Below are 17,442 nucleotides of genomic sequence, written 5' to 3'. Positions count from 1 at the left end.
GGCGCCGATCGAACCCATGGTTCGGTCGGCGTCGTCATGTTTTGCCTGCCCACCAGATGATCGATCGGGAATATGCGATGAAGCGTAACGAGAAGATTTGTTCGGGAAGCCCTGCGGCCTGCCTGCTTGCCGTTGCCGTCCTGGCCAATGCGACGATGCCGGCCCAGGCGCAGCAGTTTTCCGCCGACCTCGTCGCGAGGAAGGATGATACGGCAACAGCCATGGGAACCTTGCGGGTCTCGGACGGAAAAGCACGGATCGAGACAGCCGCGTTGCCCGATGGCTTCTTCCTGATCGATACGGCCAGGCCCGCGGCCTGGTTCGTCCGTCCGGGCGCCCGCGTCTTCATGGACGCAAGACAATCGAGCCCGCTCACCCAAATGTTCGTTCCGGTCGATCCGGACCAACCCTGCCGGCAATGGCAGGCGATCGCGCAACTGGCCGCGCCGATCGATGTCGCGACATGGCATTGCCAACGCGACGGAGAGGAGACGATCGCGGGGCGCGCCACCGATGTCTATCGGGTCACGGCGTCGTCCGGTCCCGGCTTCGTCGGGTGGATCGACCGCGCGCGGAAATTCCCGGTGCAGATCAAGACCGCGGATGGGACGGTGATCGCCGTCGATCACATCCGCGACGAGCCCCAGCCGGCGCAGGCCTTCGAAATCCCGGCGAACCTGCGCAAATTCGACCCGCAGACACTGATCCGCAGGATTCAGCAGAGCGACGTATGGGTTGCGCCGCCGGCTTCGGAGTGAGCCGATGTGTGCCGGTGCCTACTGCGATTGCCGGCTAAAGCATGATCCGGAAAAGTGCGAAGCGGTTTTCCCTCGCGACAAACGCAATGCGTTTGCGCGGAGATCATGCGCAGACAAGGAGCCATAGCGCGACGATGATTCATCGCGCATTGGTCACCGGCAGGATCCGGCCGAGCGCCGTGTAGTGCGACTGATGCACGTTGCTGTTGAACAGCGACCAGGGCTCGACCTTCTTCAGGGCGACGGGAACGTCGAAATTCACCAGCTGGGCGAATTGGCGATATTCGGCCATCGCATCGTCGATACGGCCGGCTCCAACGTCGAGATCAATGCGGCGCAGGGTGAGGACGAGGTCCTTCAGGATCGCGCGCGCCGCCAGCCGCTCGTCCTTGCCGCCGATCGAGCTGTTCCTGATGTCGGGAATCCGCTCGGTCAATTCACGCAGCTCGGCGCCGACGCCGGTCACGGCCAGCGACACCACCGCGGTATCGGCGGCCGGGATGGCGACCTCGAGGACGCTCGACAGTTCAAGCACTTCCTTCATCCGGAGCACGACGCCGTCCTTTTCGAACGGACGGTCGCCGTCACCGACCGCAGTCAGATAGGCGACGAGGTCCTGCGTGTCCTCGGTCGACAGGTCGAGGTCGAACACGCGGTCGAAATGCTCCACCACCTGCTCGTAACTGTCGTAGCGGCCATCGTGGAAATACGGCGCGTTGAAGTTGGCGTTCAGCAAAGTGGGGGTCTTGACCAGTCCGCCGGATCCGACGTCGTGACGCAGCTGGTCGTTGAAGGTTGCCCCCGGAACATGACAGCCGGCGCAGCTCAGCTCGGCCTGCTTCGGGAACGGCTTGAAGAACAGGTGCTCGCCGCGGCGCTCCGCAACACTGGCCTGTGCGGCAAGCCTGCCGCCGGGCCCGAGCTTTGGATTCGGCAGGAACTCGATGTCGTTGATATAGGCGACCAGGCCGTCGAGAATCTCGTCGCGCGGCTTTGGACCCGAAAATTCATTGACGATGACATTATAGACGAAGTCGCGGAGCGAGCCGATGCGCCCGTCATGTCCGTAGGGCGCGAGGAAGCGGGCGCCGCGCAGGCTCGGTATCCTGACCGGATCGAGGATGCTGTTGAACGTCTTGGCATTGAAGAGAAGGCTGGTCGTGTCGAAGGTGCCGGGACGCGAAGAGGCTCCGGGGACGAATAATTTCGGGTTCGATGCGCCATTGACGTGGCAGGTGCCGCAGCTCATCTCGGCCTGCCGGGCCTTGCCGCCCAGGATGGAAGGCGAATTGAAGGCGAGATCGCCGAGATTGACCAGATAGGACTTTCGGCCGCCCATCGCTTCGGAATGAAAAAGCTCGCGCGGCCGCGCCAGCGCCTCCTCGGAAAATTCGGTGCCGGCCGGCAGCACCGTCTGGTCGCCGCCGAGCGGGAACGCGGTCGCGCGCAACGGAAGGAAGGCCGCGACGAGCGTCAGCAGCGCGATCGGCGCGTGCTTCACGCCGCGACCGGCGATTGCGGTCCGACCTGCTCCGGAATCGCGCGCAACAATTTCGCAAGCCATCGCGAGAATTCGCCCCTGTCACAAATCGCTTCGTGCCGCCGCCCGATCGGAAGATGTCACGGAGGTGACAGTTTTCTGTCGGCGGGACCAATGACCGTCTGATTGGATAGACGAAGGTTGATTGCGGTTTGATGACGGCAACGAAGCCGAAACCGATGGTTACGCTTCTTACCGGGCGATACTCTGTCGCGGCGTGAACGACACGTCATGCCTTCGCGCGCGCGTCGAAAAACGGTCATCCCAGCGAAATGTGTTTTGCTTAGCGTGTAGCTCCATTTCTATTTCTTTCTAAATCAGGAGAGCACTATGCGGCTTTGGGGAGCCATTCCGGCGCTCGCAATTGTTGCTGGCACCGTTGCCACCGCACCGGTGGCAAACGCCGAGAATCTGGTCGAAAAGATCATCGATGAATTCAAGCACGAGGTCAGGGACGAGCTGCGTGATCTGCGCGATCGCGGTCATGAAGGTGTGCATCAGTACAAGCACATCGTGGTCATCTACCAGGAGAACCACAGCTTCGATAACCTCTACGGTCACTGGGGCGATGTCGGCCGTGACCGGATCAATGGCACCCCCGACGCCGATGCGGCGCACACCTTGCAGGTCCGGCAGGACAATCAGACCGTCTATGCCTGTCTGCTGCAGAACGACGTCAACCTGACCTCGCCGTCGCCGCAGCCGACGAGCTGCACCGACAATACGGGCACCGTCGCGATCCTGAGCGCCTTCAAGAACAAGCCGTTCGAGATCAACGACTTCATTCCGACCTCGGCCACCACCTGCCCGAAACCGGTCGGCGCTTTCGCTGCGCACGGCTTCCTCAACGGCACCGGCGCGCCCGGCGGCTGCACCGAGGATATCGTGCATCGCTTCTACAACGAGCAGTACCAGCTCAACGGCGGCCGGCAGAACCGCTACGTGACCGGCAGCGACGCGTCGGGCCTGACGATGGGCTACTACGACACCAAGAAACTGCCGATCTACAGCTATCTGCACGGCCACGGCGCCCCGAACTACGTCATCGCCGACAGCTTCTTTCAGGGCGCCTTCGGTGGTTCGTTCCTCAACCACCAGTTCTTTGTTGCAGCCGCGGCGCCGCAGTTCGTCGGTGCCTTGAGCGACGGCAGCGCCAACGACTTCCACTCGATCGTCGATGCCAACGGCATGCCCACCAGCACGCCGCTCTATACGCCGGTCTCCACCGTGAAGGATGCGCAGCTGACGGCAAAGTGCAGCCAGACCGGGCTGCCGGCGGGCCTCGCCTGCGGCGACTATGCGGTCAACACCACGCAGCCGACCTACCAGCCCTATTCGCCGGGCACCCCAGACATCAAGCGCCTGCCGCCGCTGCACACGCCGAACATCGGCGATCGGCTGTCGGCAAAGCACGTTGACTGGGCCTGGTATTCGGGCGGCTGGTCGAACGCCAATGGCGACGTCGGCGCTTCCGGCTGGACCAACGGCAACGGCACGACCTGCACCGATCCGAACCATCTTTCGACGGCGGTGTTCCCGAATTGCGCCGACGTGGACTTCCAGTTCCACCATCAGGCGCTCAACTACTTTGCCAACTACGCGCCGGGAACGCAGGCCCGTAGGGATCATCTGAAGGACGAGGCGGAGTTCATCCAGGCGGCCAAGAGCGGCCGGCTGAAGCAGGTCAGCTTCATCAAGCCGATCGGCGAGGAGAACGAGCATCCGGGGTACACCAGCGAGTCCGAAGGCAGCCAGCATCTCGTCGATCTCGTCAAGGCGATCGCCGAAGGGCCGGATGGCAAGGACACGCTGATCGTCATCACCTATGACGAGTTCGGTGGGCAGTGGGATCACGTTCCGCCGCCGCCGCACAACCGTCATGGTGCCGAAGCCAGGGCTGCGGACCAGTGGGGCCCGGGCACCCGCATTCCGGCGCTGCTGATCGCCAAGCGCTTCAACAAGTCGGGCGTCGCGCATGAGGATTTCGACACCACGTCGATCCTCAAGATGCTCGAAAAGCGCTTTGATCTCGATCCGCTGGTGACGCGCCCGGTGCGCAGCCTTTCGGCGGCGCTGAAGGCCGGCGACCACTGACAAGAGAAGCGATCCTGGCCCGCGTCAACGTCTGACGCGGGCCGGAGTGTGTGGAGGAGTAGTTAGACGATCAGATCATGAGGCGTATGGGTCACGACGGCGTCCGGCATGTGGTTTGAGAAGTAATCCGGCTGGTGCTCCGGGATAGCTGGCCCAGTTGCTGGCGCTCCGTCTGCAGCCCCTTGTGCCAGGCGAAATCCGGCGGAATCCTGATGGTAACCGAACCACGTGGCGGTTTGATCGAAGTCTGGAGGAGGCGAAGCTCCCTGCTGTTCAAGGCTCGGAAGCTCCGCCGCGAAATGAAAGGACTGCCCGGTCGTTGCGGATGTTCCGCCGTCTACAAAGGGCAACATGGCCTGAGACAAGGCCGCGTCGACATGGCCGCTCGTTGACGTCGGGCTAACGTCGGGCGCTGGAGCGCTGGTGCTGCCGCCGACCGGCGGTGCAGCACTGTCCGGGCTGGCCGCGAATGTGAAGGCATCCATCCCCGCCGTGTGGCACTGAATATCGACCTGAAGGTTGGTCGTGGCCGAGTCGCCGTCTCCGTCGACCGCAGTTACATCGAACAGGAGATCTGCGTTGATACTCGTCTTTTCAGTATAGCTGATGTTGTTGACCGCGAAGGTGGGGTGCCCGGCCTCCGCCCGATCATAGTCGACCTGGACTTGATTGAACGCCCTGTCAACGTACAGCGTGTACGTCGTCGTCGTGGCATTAAAAGTGTAGGTGTCGATCAGCGAAGCATCCGATGTCTCCTGGACCACGAAGCTGGCGCTGCCGCACAGCGGCTTGGGAACATCGATGCAGAAGTCGTGAACGTCGGAGCTGCCGTCAAGAACCTTGAGGATCACACCGGCCGTGCCATAGCCCTGCCATTGCGTGAGATTGAAACTGACCTGCGACTGCTGCCCGGTGAACGCGAGGTTCAACTGCTCGGTCGGGTCCATTTGCAGTCCGCTGTCGCCGACCGCGATACCGCAACTCGATGCCTTGACATCGAGCGGATGGCCGGCGCAGTCAGACCCGGTAATCACCAATTGCCCATCCGGAGCAGTCAATGACGGCGTGCCGCAGGGCGGCGCGTCGAAATCGGAGCCGCTAACGGTGACGTCCTTCGACGGCCCGGCGTGCTCGAGATCAAAGCAATATGTTCCGTCCGGACTGATCAGCAACCTGAAGTACGGATCGGCCAGCGTGCCGCCGCAATCCGCAAGATAGGCGTCCAGTTCAACGCCGCCGCCCACCTGATGGGTCGTATAGTAGAAGCTGTAGTCATCGCCATGTCCGGTGACGTGCACCGAGGTAACGCCGTCACCCAGGCAAGACGTAGCCAGATCGTATCCCGTGCAGCCGACTGCACCGTCGTGGACGGCAACGCGCATCGCGGCGTCGCCATCCGCGCCGAAATCGACATGGTAAGTGCCGGTCGCGGTTTGATCGTCCCGGGCGGTGACGAAGGTCTCCGGGAAGCCGCAAATGGTCGGGTGATCGTCCGTGATCGTCAGTTGCTTGCCGAGGTCGATGCACGCAGTCTGGAAGTCGCCATCCTTGTCCGTAATGGTGGCGACCAGGTTTACGACGCCGGCGGTTAGTGAGACGGCTTCGTCAGCGCTGGTGCAGGACGGATGCGTCACCGCGCGATACTCGGTGAAAGTGACGCTTCCCGTGGCCGGATCAACCGCGATGGTGAATGCCAGCTCCCCGCTTGCGGTGCCGACGTGACCTTCGATCGTGTTGCCGTGCTGAACCAGCACGTCGGCGAGGCCGGTATGCGAGTCGGTCAGACCGGACGGGGTGCAGTTACCTCCGTTGATCGTCAGCGCATAGTGGGTCGTCGCGCCATCGGCGCCCTGGAGCGAAGTGAACGCCGTCGAGAAATCGGCTGATATTGTCGTCAGCGCCGCGTCCGGCGCGGAGCCGGCAATGTGGCCGTCCAGCGCCGTTGCCGTCAGATGCGTCTCGCTCAGCGTCAGCGACGGAGCGGTGCCGTTGGCCCGGATGCAGGGGCCATCGTCGCTGATGGATAGCCTGCTGCCGAGGTCGAGGTTGGCGCTCTGGAAGTCGCCGTCCCTGTCGGTGATCGTGGCAGTCAGGTTTACGATGCCGGCGGCCAGCGATATGGCCTCGTCGCTGTCCGGGCTGGTGCCGAGCGGCTGCTCCACCGGCCGGTAGTCGGTGAAGGTCACACGTCCCGTAGCCGGATCAAGCGTGATAGTGAATGCCAGTGTGCCGTTGGTCGCGCCGACGCGGCCTTCGATCGTGTTGCCATTCAGAACCAGCAGGTCGGCGAGGCCGGTATGCGAGTCGATCAGCCCCGACGCTGCGCCGTTGCCGCCCGTGATCGTCAGCGCGTAGCGGATGGTCGCGCCATCGGCGCCTTGCACCGAAGTGAAGGCCGCCGAGAAATCGGCTGAAGTCGTCGTCAGCGCCGCGTCCGGTGCCGAGCCGGCGATGTGGTCGTCCAGCGCCGTTGCCGTCAGATGCGTCTCGCTCAGCGTCAGCGATGGGGCTGTGCCCGCCGCCGCAATGTGCGGGCCATCGTCGGTGATCGTCAGCTGCTTGCCGAGATCGATGCTTATGTCCTGGTACCGGCCGTCGCTGTCCGTGACCGTCGCGATCAGGTTTACAATGCCGGTCTCCAGCGCGATCCCTTCGCCGTTGTCGGGGCTGGTGCCGGACGATTGCTCCACCGCGCGGTGCTCGACGAAGGTCACGCGGCCCGTGGCCGGATCAACCGCGATGGTGAATGCGAGCGCCCCGCCTGCTGTGCCGACACGGCCTTCGATGGTGTTGCCGTTCAAAACCAGCACGTCGGAGAGGCCGGTGTGCGAGTCGATCAGCCCCGACGCCGCGCCGTTGCCGCCAGTGATCGTCAGCGCGTAGCTGGCGGTCACACCCGGTGCGGTGACGAACGCTGCCGAGAACTCGCCTGAGGTCGTCGTCAACGCGGCGTCCGGTGCCGAGCCGGCGATGTTGTCGTCCAGCGCTGTCGCTGTCAGATGGGTCTCGCTCAGCGTCAGCGACGGCGCCGGTCTGGCCTCGATCAGCGGGCCGTGGATGGTGATCGTCACCACCTGCGGGGTTCCGCCTATCGTGGCCACCGTGAAGCTGTCGGTCAGGGTTTGGCCGACATGGAGGGCTTGCACGGAGCTGTCGGCGTTGTTGAGCGTATAGGTCCACACGCCGGCCGTTGTGAGCGTGAATGAGCCGTGGCCGCCCGCGCTTGTCGTCGGCGCGTTGATGGCGGTGAAGGTATTGGCGGGATCGTCGACATCGGTGTCGGTGAGCGTGCCGGTCGCGATGAGCAGACCGGGCGAGGCCCCACTGACGCCGACTGCACCCACAACTGCGCCGGCCTTGGCGCCGGAAATGATAGAGGCGTCGTCGACACCAACAATGGGGATGTCGAAGCTCTCGCTGGTCGAGAGCGTGCCGTCCGATACGGTGATAACGAAACTTTGGGTCGAGTTGACCTTCAGCGCGTTGATCGCGGCATTGTTCGGAACGAAGGTGTAGTTTCCGGTCTCGCTGTTGAGGTAGAGCGTGCCAAACGCGCCGGTGCTCGACACGTCGTAGGTCAGCTGGCCCTGCACCACGTTGCCGGCACTTCCTCCGCCGATGCCGAATGTCACCGCACCGTTCTTGCTGCTCGCGGAAAAAGTTCCGCTCGCCGTACCGAAGTCATCAAATTTCGCGGTATCGATTTCCGTCAGTCCTGCTCCGAGGTTCAGGTGCGGCGGCACCGGCGGCGGCTTGAAGGTCTCGACGTTGGCAAAGATGACCACCGGCACGGGCGCGAGCGGATCTGGCGTCAGCGGTTGCGCGCCAGGCTGAAAATTGATCGGTTGCAGCAACGGCGACCCGTCGAAGGTCGACGTGCCGGACCCTTTCGATCCCGGTCCCTTCTCGAAATAGGCGAGCGTCTCCTGCTGGGCCTCCCGCAATTCCTGCATGTGCGAAGGGGAATTCGTGGCCTGGCTGACGCCGACGGAGGACCCCTTTCTGCTCAGGATGATCGTCTCTCCGGGATCCTCGACGATGATATGCCGGGGGATCGCCTCCTTGGTCACGAGCTCGAAGACGCCGTGGTGGAGGTCCTTGTAGTTGATGCTGTCGTCGTCCAGGAACGTGACGTTCGACTCCGCGGCCCGGGCTTCTTTCAGGAGCGAGAAGGTCAGCGCGGTGAGCGTCAGTGTGCCGAAGCCGCCCGCTCGAAAGTTGCCAACCGGTGGGTCCGCGGCCGGGGTGCCCGACCTTGCCAGCCAACTGCCAATGGAACGGAAGATGTCCCTGGTCCTCGCGAGCAGGCCCGGTCGCGCGATCTCGTTGGGGTCCTGCGCGCATGCACTTAGCTCGAGGCAGGTGCCACCTGGCAGATCGAGCACCCTGCCACCGATCAACCGTATCTCGATCCGCCCGCCGGCTTCGACCTCGATGACGTCACCCTCGCGAACGGGATCGCCAATCGTGCCTCGAACCGCGATGCCGCTTGCACGCCTGATAGTGCCGCAGCCGATCGCCGTCTGAATGTTGCCGATGAATCGGGGCGGCTGGCCCAAATCGGCCATGCACACGCCCCCGAACTCGACGCCGGACGCAACTGACATTGGCTTTTCGCCTGTTGAGCAGCTCAGACCGGAACGCGGTGCCGTAGTTTTTTGGTTTGGCTCGCCGCGAGGTGAAAAATCCTCGCGCCAGCAGCCATAGGCTTGCCCGCCGAAACGTCCTGATTGAAACTAAATTCGGTAGTGAAAATCGAACTCCAAGTAGCGGAGAGCCATGGCGAAAATGGCAGAACAGCTGTCCTTTATCGCGCGTGCAGCCCCGCAAAATTAATAGTATAGTTACTGAGTAAATTGTCCACTTATTAATTTTTAATCGAACTGCGTCAGGCACTTATGCCTGTTTTCGGTAGCTCATCTGGCACTCAAGGCCCTGCGGTCTCGGCCCGGCGGTTCCGATCACCATCGAGCCACGACACGACAAAATCTTCTCAAAGGAGGGGATCGTGCGCATTCATTTGATTGTTCAATTGCTTGCAAGCTTCGTCCTGGCGCTCGCAACTTTTGTGCCCGGCCAGGTGCAGGCGCAAACCGAGCCGGCCCAGCCCGCGGTCCAGACTTCTCAATCGAAATTCATCGGGAGAGTCGTGGCGGCCACCGGTTCGGTCACGATCGAACACGTGAGTGCCGTCGTCGTTCAGGCGGGGCTGCCTGACAAACTGCCTCAGACGCAGGTTGGCGACCCCGTCTATCTGGGCGATGTGGTGCAGACCGGAGCCGACGGGCGGGTGGGGATCAACTTCACCGACGGCACCTCGTTCAATCTGTCGAGCAACGCCAAAATGGCCATGACCGAGTTCGTGTACGATCCAAACGGCAAGTCAAACTCGACCTTGCTCAAACTGACCAATGGAACGTTCACCTTTGTTGCCGGCAACATTGCGAAGACCGGCGACATGAAGATCGACACCCCCGTCGCAACGATGGGCATTCGAGGCACCACGCCACGCATCGAAATATCTGAGGATGGCACTGTGAAGTTCGCCACGCTCGTTGAAGAGGGCAAGAGCAAGGTCCGGAAGACCGGGACCCGAACGACGCAGCAACCTGAGCAAAACCCCCTCCACAAGTTTAATCCAAACATCTGTCGAGGATGCTAGGGCAGGTGCAGGCCTTTTCGAGCATGCAAGGGCCGACATGAAACCTCGTGCAAGCGCCGGCGCAATTGTCAGCCTGATATCGCTTCTCGTTGCGATGCTCTCCGCCTGGCCGGCGATCGCGCAGAAGCCGAAGCCAAAGGACAACTATCTGCGGAATGTCGAACTGTGCAGCGGCCGCGACCGCGCGCCGCTCGACGCGCGCATTGGCGGATGCACTGCGCTGATCGATGCGGGGCAGGACATGACGACGGCTGGTCTGGCGATCGCCTACAACAACCGTGGCAACGCCTATGCCGCCCAGGGAGATTACGACCGCGCTATCCAGGATTTCGATCGGTCCATCGAGCTCAATCCGACCTACACCAAGCCGTTCAACAACCGCGGCGTGGCCCATTTCAGGAAACACGAATACGAGCTTGCGACTGCGGCTTTCGATCAGGCGATCAAGCTCAACCCGAACTACGGCCAGGCCTTCGCCAATCGCGCGGAAGCCTACCTGAAGACGAATGACTATGCCCACGCAGCGCAGGATTATGATCAGGCCATTCGCCTCGAGCCGAATCTCGAAGGCCTATGGAACGGACGCTGCTGGAGCCGGGCCGTCCTCGGCGCGTTGCAGGCGGCGCTGGAGGATTGCAACAAGGCCCTGCAATCGGGTTCGGCCAATGCCGCGACTTACGACTCGCGCGGCCTGATCTATCTGAAGACGGGCCAGCTCGGCTCGGCGATCGACGATTACAGCGCCGCACTCCGGATCGACCCGAAGCTCGCAAGCGCGCTCTATGGACGCGGACTGGCGAAGCTGAAGCAGGGCGACAAGGCCGGCGGCGATGGCGATATCTCGGCGGCCAAGGCGATCCAGGGCAGCATCGGCGACGATTTTGCACGCTACGGCGTGCAATAGACGAACTTGGCCGACAGAGGCACAGCAAGCGCGGGTGGTCCGCTTGACGCCGCCACGCCGGTGCGGCCCGCCCGGCCGGCTAGTCCATGATCTCGACCGTTGCCGAACGGCCGGCGACCAGCGCGATGCGATCCGGCAGGTGATCGAGCGCGATGCGCACGGGAACGCGTTGCGCGAGCCGAACCCAGCTGAAGGTCGGATTGACGTTGGCGAGCAGGTTCGCGCCTTCCGTGCGGTCGCGGTCCGCGATGCCGGCCGCAATGCTCTCGACATGTCCGGTGAGCCGGACCGGCTCGCCCATCAACCGGACCTGCGCCTTGTCGCCGACGCGAATGCGCGCGAGCTTGGTCTCTTCGAAATAGCCTTCGACATGCAGCGTATCGGTGTCGACCAGCGCCATCACGCCCTTGCCCGCGCTGACATAGGCGCCGGGCCGCAGATCCATATTGGTGATGGTGCCGTTGACCGATGCGTGCACCTCGCTGCGATCAAGGTTGAGCTGCGCGACCGCGCGATCGGCGACCGCCTGATCATAGGCGGCCTTGGCCTGGAGCTGCGTGGCCAGCACCTGCTCCTGCTTCTGCTGCGACACCGCATCGGTGGTCAGCGCGCTGTAGCGTTTGAGGTCGGCATCGGCCTGATCCAGCGTCGCGTGATGGCCGGCGACCGCAGCATCGGCCTGCTGCAACGCCAGGGCAAAGCGCGCGCGATCGATCCGGAACAGGATATCGCCGCGATGTACCGGTTGATTGTCCTTGACCAGCACATCGGTGACAAAGCCGGAGACGTCGGGAGCGACCTGAACCACGTCGGCGCGGACCTTGCCGTCACGGGTCCACGGCGACTCCATGTAGTAGACCCACAGCGCGCGAGCGACGGCGAGCGCGACAACCAGCGCGATCGCGGTCAGCGCGACCCGGCCAAGCCAGGCAAAATTCCCCTTCATGGCAGAAACTCCGAGAGATAGACGACAACGCCGAGCAGGCAGACGTAAAGGGCGAAATTGAACAGTGCGCGGTGCCAGACCAGCCGGTACAGCCCGAAGCGCTGCATGATCCGGCTCACGATGACGCTCAGCGCATAGGCCACGATCAGCCACAGCAGCAGCGCCGGGACCAGGACACCGTAGATATCGAGCTCATATCTCATGCAGCAAAACTCTCCTCGGGCTGCGATCGATACGCCGGCGCATCCGGAAACAGGCCGCGGCGGATGCCGACGAGGCCGAGCAATGCATCGTCCCGCGCGCCCGCGTTGGAATCCTTGACGACCGCGGTCAGCGCCGCATCGATGCATGACAGCAGTCCGGTCGGCATTGCCGCGTCCGCATGGCCGCGAAACGCCGCCGCGAGGTCGTCCAGCATGTCGTCGATGGCGCGCACGGTCGATGCGGCGAGGCCGTAACGGGCCCGCCTGAGATCGATGATGTTGAGCCCGATGCGCAGCTGGACCAGGCTGTCGGTATCGCGGCGGTCGCTCTCGGAGATGAAGGCGACGCGCTGGGCCAGGAGTCCGAGCCGATGCAGCATCAGGCCGGCAAACTGCGCGCGATCGCCGTGGCCACGCCGCTCGGCCGCGACCGCCAGCGTCTGCCAGCTCGACGTCGTCAGCCGCCTGGCGATCCATTCGGCGCCGACGCCGCGCGCGATCCGCGTCACGATCTCGGCAATCACGATACCGAGGAAGAAAGCGACGGACGAGTTGGCAAAACTGGCAAAATCCGCGCTGTAGGTCGATTGCAGCGCGAGCAGCGTTGCGGTGTTGACAGCGAGAGCCGAGCCGATTGGCGCGGTTTTCGGCCGCGCGATCAGGAAGCCGTACAGGAGGAAGGTCGAAGCCAGCGCGGCGATCAGCACCTCGACATGGGTGATGCCCGGCACCAGCGCGAACTGGTAGACCGCGACCACGACGATCGCGACCAGCGAAAACAGGCCGAAGGCCCGGATGCTGCGCGCCGGCTCATCCTGCGCGGCGAAGAAGGAGCAGGCGACGGCCGCCATCATCGGCGCCGAGGCGCCGTCGGGCCAGCCGGTCGCAATCCACAGGCCGCAGCAGATCAGGATCGCCACTGCGGCCCCGGCGGCCGACCACAGCGCCATGCCGTGATCGCGATGGCGGACCGGCGCGGCCCCCGACTCCGGGTGGAACGCCAGCGGGATGGTGGATATCTCCTGGCCCGCCGAAATCGCATCGCCCAGCGCGCGGCAGTCGGCCGAGATGTCGATGAGCTCGCGCAGCCGGAGCAGCAGGCTGATCGTGATAATGCGCTCCCGCGGCGCGACGCCGTCGAGCGCGGATTGCCGCTCGGCGATTGCAGCGCGGATCTGCTCGCCGGATTGCCGCTGGCGATCGTCGTCCACGATCCATGCGGCGAGATCGTCGAGCAGATGCCGGAGCTCCGGCTGTCTTTGCAGCGCCGCCTCGCCGAGTGCGGCGAGCCGGTCTTCGATCGACGTGATGATCGGCAACAGCATCAGCATGCGCAGCCGGACCTCACCGAGGCCACGGACCGTGCTGGCGTCGGCCAGCCGGTCATAGGCGACATGGGTCGAGAGCGTATCGATCTCGACGATGTCGGTTGCAAGCCGGAGGCGCTGAGCCCGGCGCGTCTCGCCGGTCCCGCGATCAAGCAGCACGTCGCGGGACAGACCGCGCGCATCCGACAGCCAGCTCCTGACGCGGCCGCCGACCGCAGGCGCGACGCTGCGGGGAAACACCACGGTCGACACCAGGCTCGCACAGACGATGCCGAGCGAGATCTCCTCGACCCGCGCCAGCGCCACGTCGAAGATGCTGCCCGGGTCGGCCACCGACGGAAAGCCGATCAGTGCGACAGTATATCCGCCCAACATGAAGATATAACTGCGCGGCGTGCCGTCGAGCAGCGACAGATAAAGACAGAGCCCGACCCAGAGCGCGATCGCAAGGCACAGCAGCTCCGGCGCATCGACTAGGTTCGGCACCATGGCGACCGTCATGCTCGCGCCGGCCAGGGTGCCGATCACGCGGAAGAACGCCTTCGAGCTGGTCGCGCCGGCGAGCGGTTGTGACGTGATATAGACCGTCGCCATTGCCCAATAGGGCCGCGGCAGATCGATCGCCAGTGCGATGACAAGCGCCAGCATCGACGCGGCGAACGTCTTCAAAGCGAAGATCAGGTCCGCGTGGCGGACCAGGAACGGCTCTTCCGCGCGCATGACTATTTCGCCTCTGCGGCAGTTTTCGCGTCCTGCAGGCGGCTCGCACGCTGTTCGATGCGCTGGAGCGTCTCGAAGGTTATCGCAAGTTTCTCGCTGTCGATATCCTTCAGCAGGCTGGTCCGCACGCGGCGCATGATACGGTTGATGTCCGCGGCCTTGGCTTGGCCGCTGGCGGTGAGATGCAGCGTCTTGGCGCGGCGGTCGGTGGGATCCTCGCGGCGCTCCACCAAGCCCTCGCTCGCGAGCAAATCGATCAGCCGCACCAGCGAAGGCCCCTCGATACCCAATTCATCGGCGAGCACGCCCTGCCGGACGTTTTCTCCCTGCCGCGACAGCACCAGCAGCGGAATCGCAGTCGCGTCCGACAGGCCATGATCGGACAGCGCCTGATCCGACTCGCGGCGCCAGATCCGCCCAAGCCGGGTGATCAGGAGCCCGATTTCGGCGTGGATATGAGCTTGCGACGGAGCCATGTCAGTTAGATAGGATACTAATGATTAGGCTGCAATCATATTCCCCAGAATATCTCCGTCGATCACGCAAAAGCGAACGCACTCTGCGGCGAGGACAGAGGTTTATGGTGTCAGACATGCTCGAAGAAAATTCATGGATTCGCGGCAGCAGCCATGGCGCCCACGATCAGCTTGTTTTCGTGTGAATTTCGTCGGAACGTCCGCGCGCCGTATCCGCTACGGATCGAGCTCAGTATCCCAGTAGAGATAATCGAGCCAGCTCTCGTGCAGATAGTTCGGCGGGAACAGCCGGCCGTTGCGGTGCAGCTGATGCACGGTGGGTGCGTAGGGCGTCTGCTTCGGAAACATCCTGGCCTGCTGCGGCGTCAGATTGCCCTTGCGCAGATTGCAGGGCGAGCAGGCGGCGACGACGTTCTCCCAGGTGGTCTGGCCACCCTTGCTGCGCGGAATGATGTGATCGAAGGTGAGGTCGTCGGCCGACAGGCAATATTGGCAGCTGAATCGGTCGCGAAGGAAAACGTTGAACCGGGTGAAGGCGGGGTGGGTGGTCGGCTTGACGAAGGATTTCAGAGATACGACGCTGGGCAGCTGGATTTCGAAGGAAGGACTTCGTACCGCGCGGTCGTAATATTCGACGATGTTGACACGATCGAGGAACACCGCCTTGATCGCGTCCTGCCAGGACCAGAGCGACAGCGGGTAATAACTCAGCGGCCGGAAGTCCGCATTCAAGACCAGCACCGGCCAACCGCCTTGCGAGACATGTGCGTTCAAATAACGCTCCTGACTCCCATTAGCTGCGAAGCAGCATGCACTCACATACTACAGGCAGCGTGACGGGATTGTGAAGAGCAATGAGCGGCTTATCCGCCGCGCACTGCCATGTTCCTGCCCCGATTGCCTCCCGCCCGCGAGGCCCGTAAAGGGAGCGCAAGGCCGTGTCGGCCAGTGACGGACCCTGCCGATGACCACGACGTCAAGCTATCTCGAGGCGCCGCGCCGGTTGCGCGCATTCGTACGCGCGCACGAGACGAGCCTCGTGGTGCTCGCGGTATTGATCGGCGCCATTGGCGGCCTCGTGGTGGCGGTGATGAGCAGCCTGGTCACGGTGCTGCATTCGGTGCTGTTCAATCTGCCGCTGGGCGACCGGTTGTCGAGCCAACCCAGCATCGATCCGCTGCGCGCACTGCTGGTTCCCTCAATCGGCGGCCTGCTGCTCGGCATTGCCTTTCTTCTGCTGCTCCGGGTCCGGCCGGCTCGCGAGATCGACCCGATCGAGGCCAACGCGCTCTATGGCGGTCGGATGTCGTTCCGCGGCAGCGTGATCGTGGCGCTGCAGACGATCTGGTCGAGCGGCATCGGCGGCTCGGTCGGGCTCGAGGCCGGCTACACCCAATTGTCCAGCGGCCTGGCCGCCTCGCTCGGCCGCGGCTTCCACCTCCGCCGCAACGACCAGCGAATCATGGTCGGCTGCGGCGCTGCGGCGGCGATCGCCGGCGCCTTCAGCGCCCCGCTCGCTGGCGCGTTCTACGCTTTCGAACTTGTGATCGGCGGCTACACGCCGGCGAGCCTGACCCCGGTCGGCGTGGCGGCGGTGACCGGCTACTTCGTCGCCCATGCCTTCGAGCCGCTGCCGCTCGGTGTCGGTGTCGGAACCGTCGGCGACGTGCTCGGACGGGACCTCGCGATCGCCGCGCTGCTCGGCATGGTCGCGGCCCTGACCGGCATTGCGATCATGCGTGGCGTGACGCTGTGCGAGGCGCTGCTCGCCAAAACGAGGCTTTGGCCGCCGCTGCGGCCGGCGATCGGCGGGCTTGCCGTCGGCGCGATGGCGCTGCTGACGCCGCAGGTGATGTCGTCGGGCCATGGCGCGCTGCGTTTTGCCGGCATCGTGTCGATGCCGCTTGCCTTCATCGCCGGCGTGTTCGCGCTGAAGGCGGTGGCCTCGATTGTCTCGCTCGGCTCCGGCTTCCGCGGCGGATTGTTCTTCGCCACGCTGTTCATGGGCGCGCTCGGCGGCCGGCTGTTCGCCGCCGGCGTCGACATCGTGTGGCCGGGGCTGAATCTCGATCCCAACGCCTATGCGGTGATCGGCATGAGCGCGCTGTCGGCCTCGGTGATCGGCGGTCCGCTGACGATGTCGTTCATCGCGCTGGAATCCACCGGCGACCTCTGGCTCACCACTGCGGTGCTGGTCGCGGTCATCATCTCGACCACGATCACGCGCGAGTTGTTCGGCTATTCGTTCGCGACCTGGCGACTGCATCTGCGCGGCGAGACCATTCGTAGCGCCGCCGATATCGGCTGGATCCGGGATCTGACGGTCGGCAAGATGATGCGGCGGGACATGATAACGGTGGACGCCGCGATGCCGATCGAGGCGTTCCGCGAGGAATTTCCACCGGGGTCGAAGACCCAGGTTGTCGCGATCGACGGCGAGGGACGTTATGCAGGCCTTGCGCTGGTCGCCGAAGCGCATGCGCCCGATCTCGAGGCCGACAAGGGGCTCGCCGGCATTCTGCGCTACGCCGACGTGATGCTGCATCCCGGCATGAACGTCCAGGAAGCGATCGCGGTGTTCGACGCGGCCGAAGCGGAATCGCTCGCGGTGGTCGAGGGCGATGGCGACCGGCGGCCGATCGGCCTGCTCACCGAAGCGCACGCGATGCGGCGCTATGCGGAAGAATCCGAACTGCGCCGCCGCGAGGTGATCGGCGAGATCTGATTTCGGTGGGGGGTAGCCGAGGCGTCGGGCAGCAAGCGGGAGTGAGGCTCTGTCCGTCGCAATCTATCAGACCCGTCATCCTGAGG

At 63.9% G+C, this 17,442-nt stretch carries 12 protein-coding genes; 5 read left to right on the top strand and 7 right to left on the bottom strand.

Annotated features, from left to right (window positions below):
- Positions 1-77 precede the first annotated feature (77 nt).
- Entirely contained in the window at positions 78-758 is a 681-nt protein-coding gene (locus tag K359_RS51830) for a hypothetical protein (protein ID WP_245284591.1), read from the top strand.
- A 139-nt stretch (positions 759-897) separates the two neighbouring features.
- Here K359_RS51830 and K359_RS0113150 read toward each other — a convergent pair whose 3' ends face one another.
- Positions 898-2,322 (bottom strand): cytochrome c peroxidase, encoded by a 1,425-nt coding sequence (locus tag K359_RS0113150; RefSeq protein WP_029079767.1) that lies wholly within the window; start codon positions 2,320-2,322, stop codon positions 898-900.
- Between the two features lie 306 nt (positions 2,323-2,628).
- Here K359_RS0113150 and K359_RS0113145 point away from each other — a divergent pair, with 306 nt between their 5' ends.
- Positions 2,629-4,392: an alkaline phosphatase family protein gene (locus tag K359_RS0113145; RefSeq protein WP_029079766.1), complete on the top strand. Its 1,764-nt coding sequence runs from the start codon at positions 2,629-2,631 to the stop codon at positions 4,390-4,392.
- Between the two features lie 62 nt (positions 4,393-4,454).
- On the opposite strand, the gene K359_RS57225 is transcribed toward K359_RS0113145, so the two are convergent.
- Positions 4,455-8,960: a DUF5801 repeats-in-toxin domain-containing protein gene (locus K359_RS57225; protein ID WP_051346111.1), complete on the bottom strand. Its 4,506-nt coding sequence runs from the start codon at positions 8,958-8,960 to the stop codon at positions 4,455-4,457.
- A 440-nt stretch (positions 8,961-9,400) separates the two neighbouring features.
- Between K359_RS57225 and K359_RS0113135 the strand changes: the two genes are divergently transcribed.
- Together K359_RS0113135 and K359_RS0113130 are read left to right on the top strand one after the other, a co-directional pair.
- Positions 9,401-10,054: a FecR domain-containing protein gene (locus K359_RS0113135; protein ID WP_245284590.1), complete on the top strand. Its 654-nt coding sequence runs from the start codon at positions 9,401-9,403 to the stop codon at positions 10,052-10,054.
- Positions 10,055-10,091: 37 nt separating this feature from the next.
- Positions 10,092-10,958: a tetratricopeptide repeat protein gene (locus tag K359_RS0113130; protein ID WP_029079764.1), complete on the top strand. Its 867-nt coding sequence runs from the start codon at positions 10,092-10,094 to the stop codon at positions 10,956-10,958.
- Between the two features lie 79 nt (positions 10,959-11,037).
- Here the strand turns inward: K359_RS0113130 and K359_RS0113125 are convergent, their stop codons facing one another.
- The 5 genes from K359_RS0113125 to K359_RS0113105 all read right to left on the bottom strand — a co-directional run bounded on the left by K359_RS0113125 (position 11,038) and on the right by K359_RS0113105 (position 15,405).
- Positions 11,038-11,904, bottom strand: coding sequence for an HlyD family secretion protein (locus tag K359_RS0113125; RefSeq protein ID WP_029079763.1), 867 nt, complete (start codon positions 11,902-11,904; stop codon positions 11,038-11,040).
- Positions 11,901-12,107, bottom strand: coding sequence for a DUF1656 domain-containing protein (locus K359_RS0113120; protein WP_029079762.1), 207 nt, complete (start codon positions 12,105-12,107; stop codon positions 11,901-11,903). Before K359_RS0113120 ends, K359_RS0113125 begins: the two co-directional genes overlap by 4 nt.
- Positions 12,104-14,155, bottom strand: a complete 2,052-nt coding sequence (locus K359_RS0113115) for an FUSC family protein (protein ID WP_029079761.1) — start codon at positions 14,153-14,155, stop codon at positions 12,104-12,106. Before K359_RS0113115 ends, K359_RS0113120 begins: the two co-directional genes overlap by 4 nt.
- Positions 14,156-14,157: 2 nt before the next feature.
- The gene (locus tag K359_RS0113110; RefSeq protein ID WP_029079760.1) at positions 14,158-14,631 is read right to left on the bottom strand and encodes a MarR family winged helix-turn-helix transcriptional regulator; all 474 of its coding nucleotides are present in this window, start codon (positions 14,629-14,631) and stop codon (positions 14,158-14,160) included.
- A gap of 216 nt (positions 14,632-14,847) precedes the next feature.
- A complete protein-coding gene (locus K359_RS0113105; RefSeq protein WP_029079759.1) occupies positions 14,848-15,405 on the bottom strand; it encodes an HNH endonuclease in 558 nt (185 codons plus the stop codon).
- A gap of 190 nt (positions 15,406-15,595) precedes the next feature.
- Between K359_RS0113105 and K359_RS0113100 the strand changes: the two genes are divergently transcribed.
- Entirely contained in the window at positions 15,596-17,356 is a 1,761-nt protein-coding gene (locus K359_RS0113100) for a chloride channel protein (protein WP_029079758.1), read from the top strand.
- Positions 17,357-17,442: the final 86 nt, after the last annotated feature.

The sequence above is a fragment of the Bradyrhizobium sp. th-b2 genome, assembly GCF_000426785.1.
Classification (GTDB): Bacteria; Pseudomonadota; Alphaproteobacteria; order Rhizobiales; family Xanthobacteraceae; genus Bradyrhizobium; species Bradyrhizobium septentrionale.
Note: the sequence above shows the minus strand (reverse complement) of the source record. Positions and strands in the feature narration are given on the sequence as shown.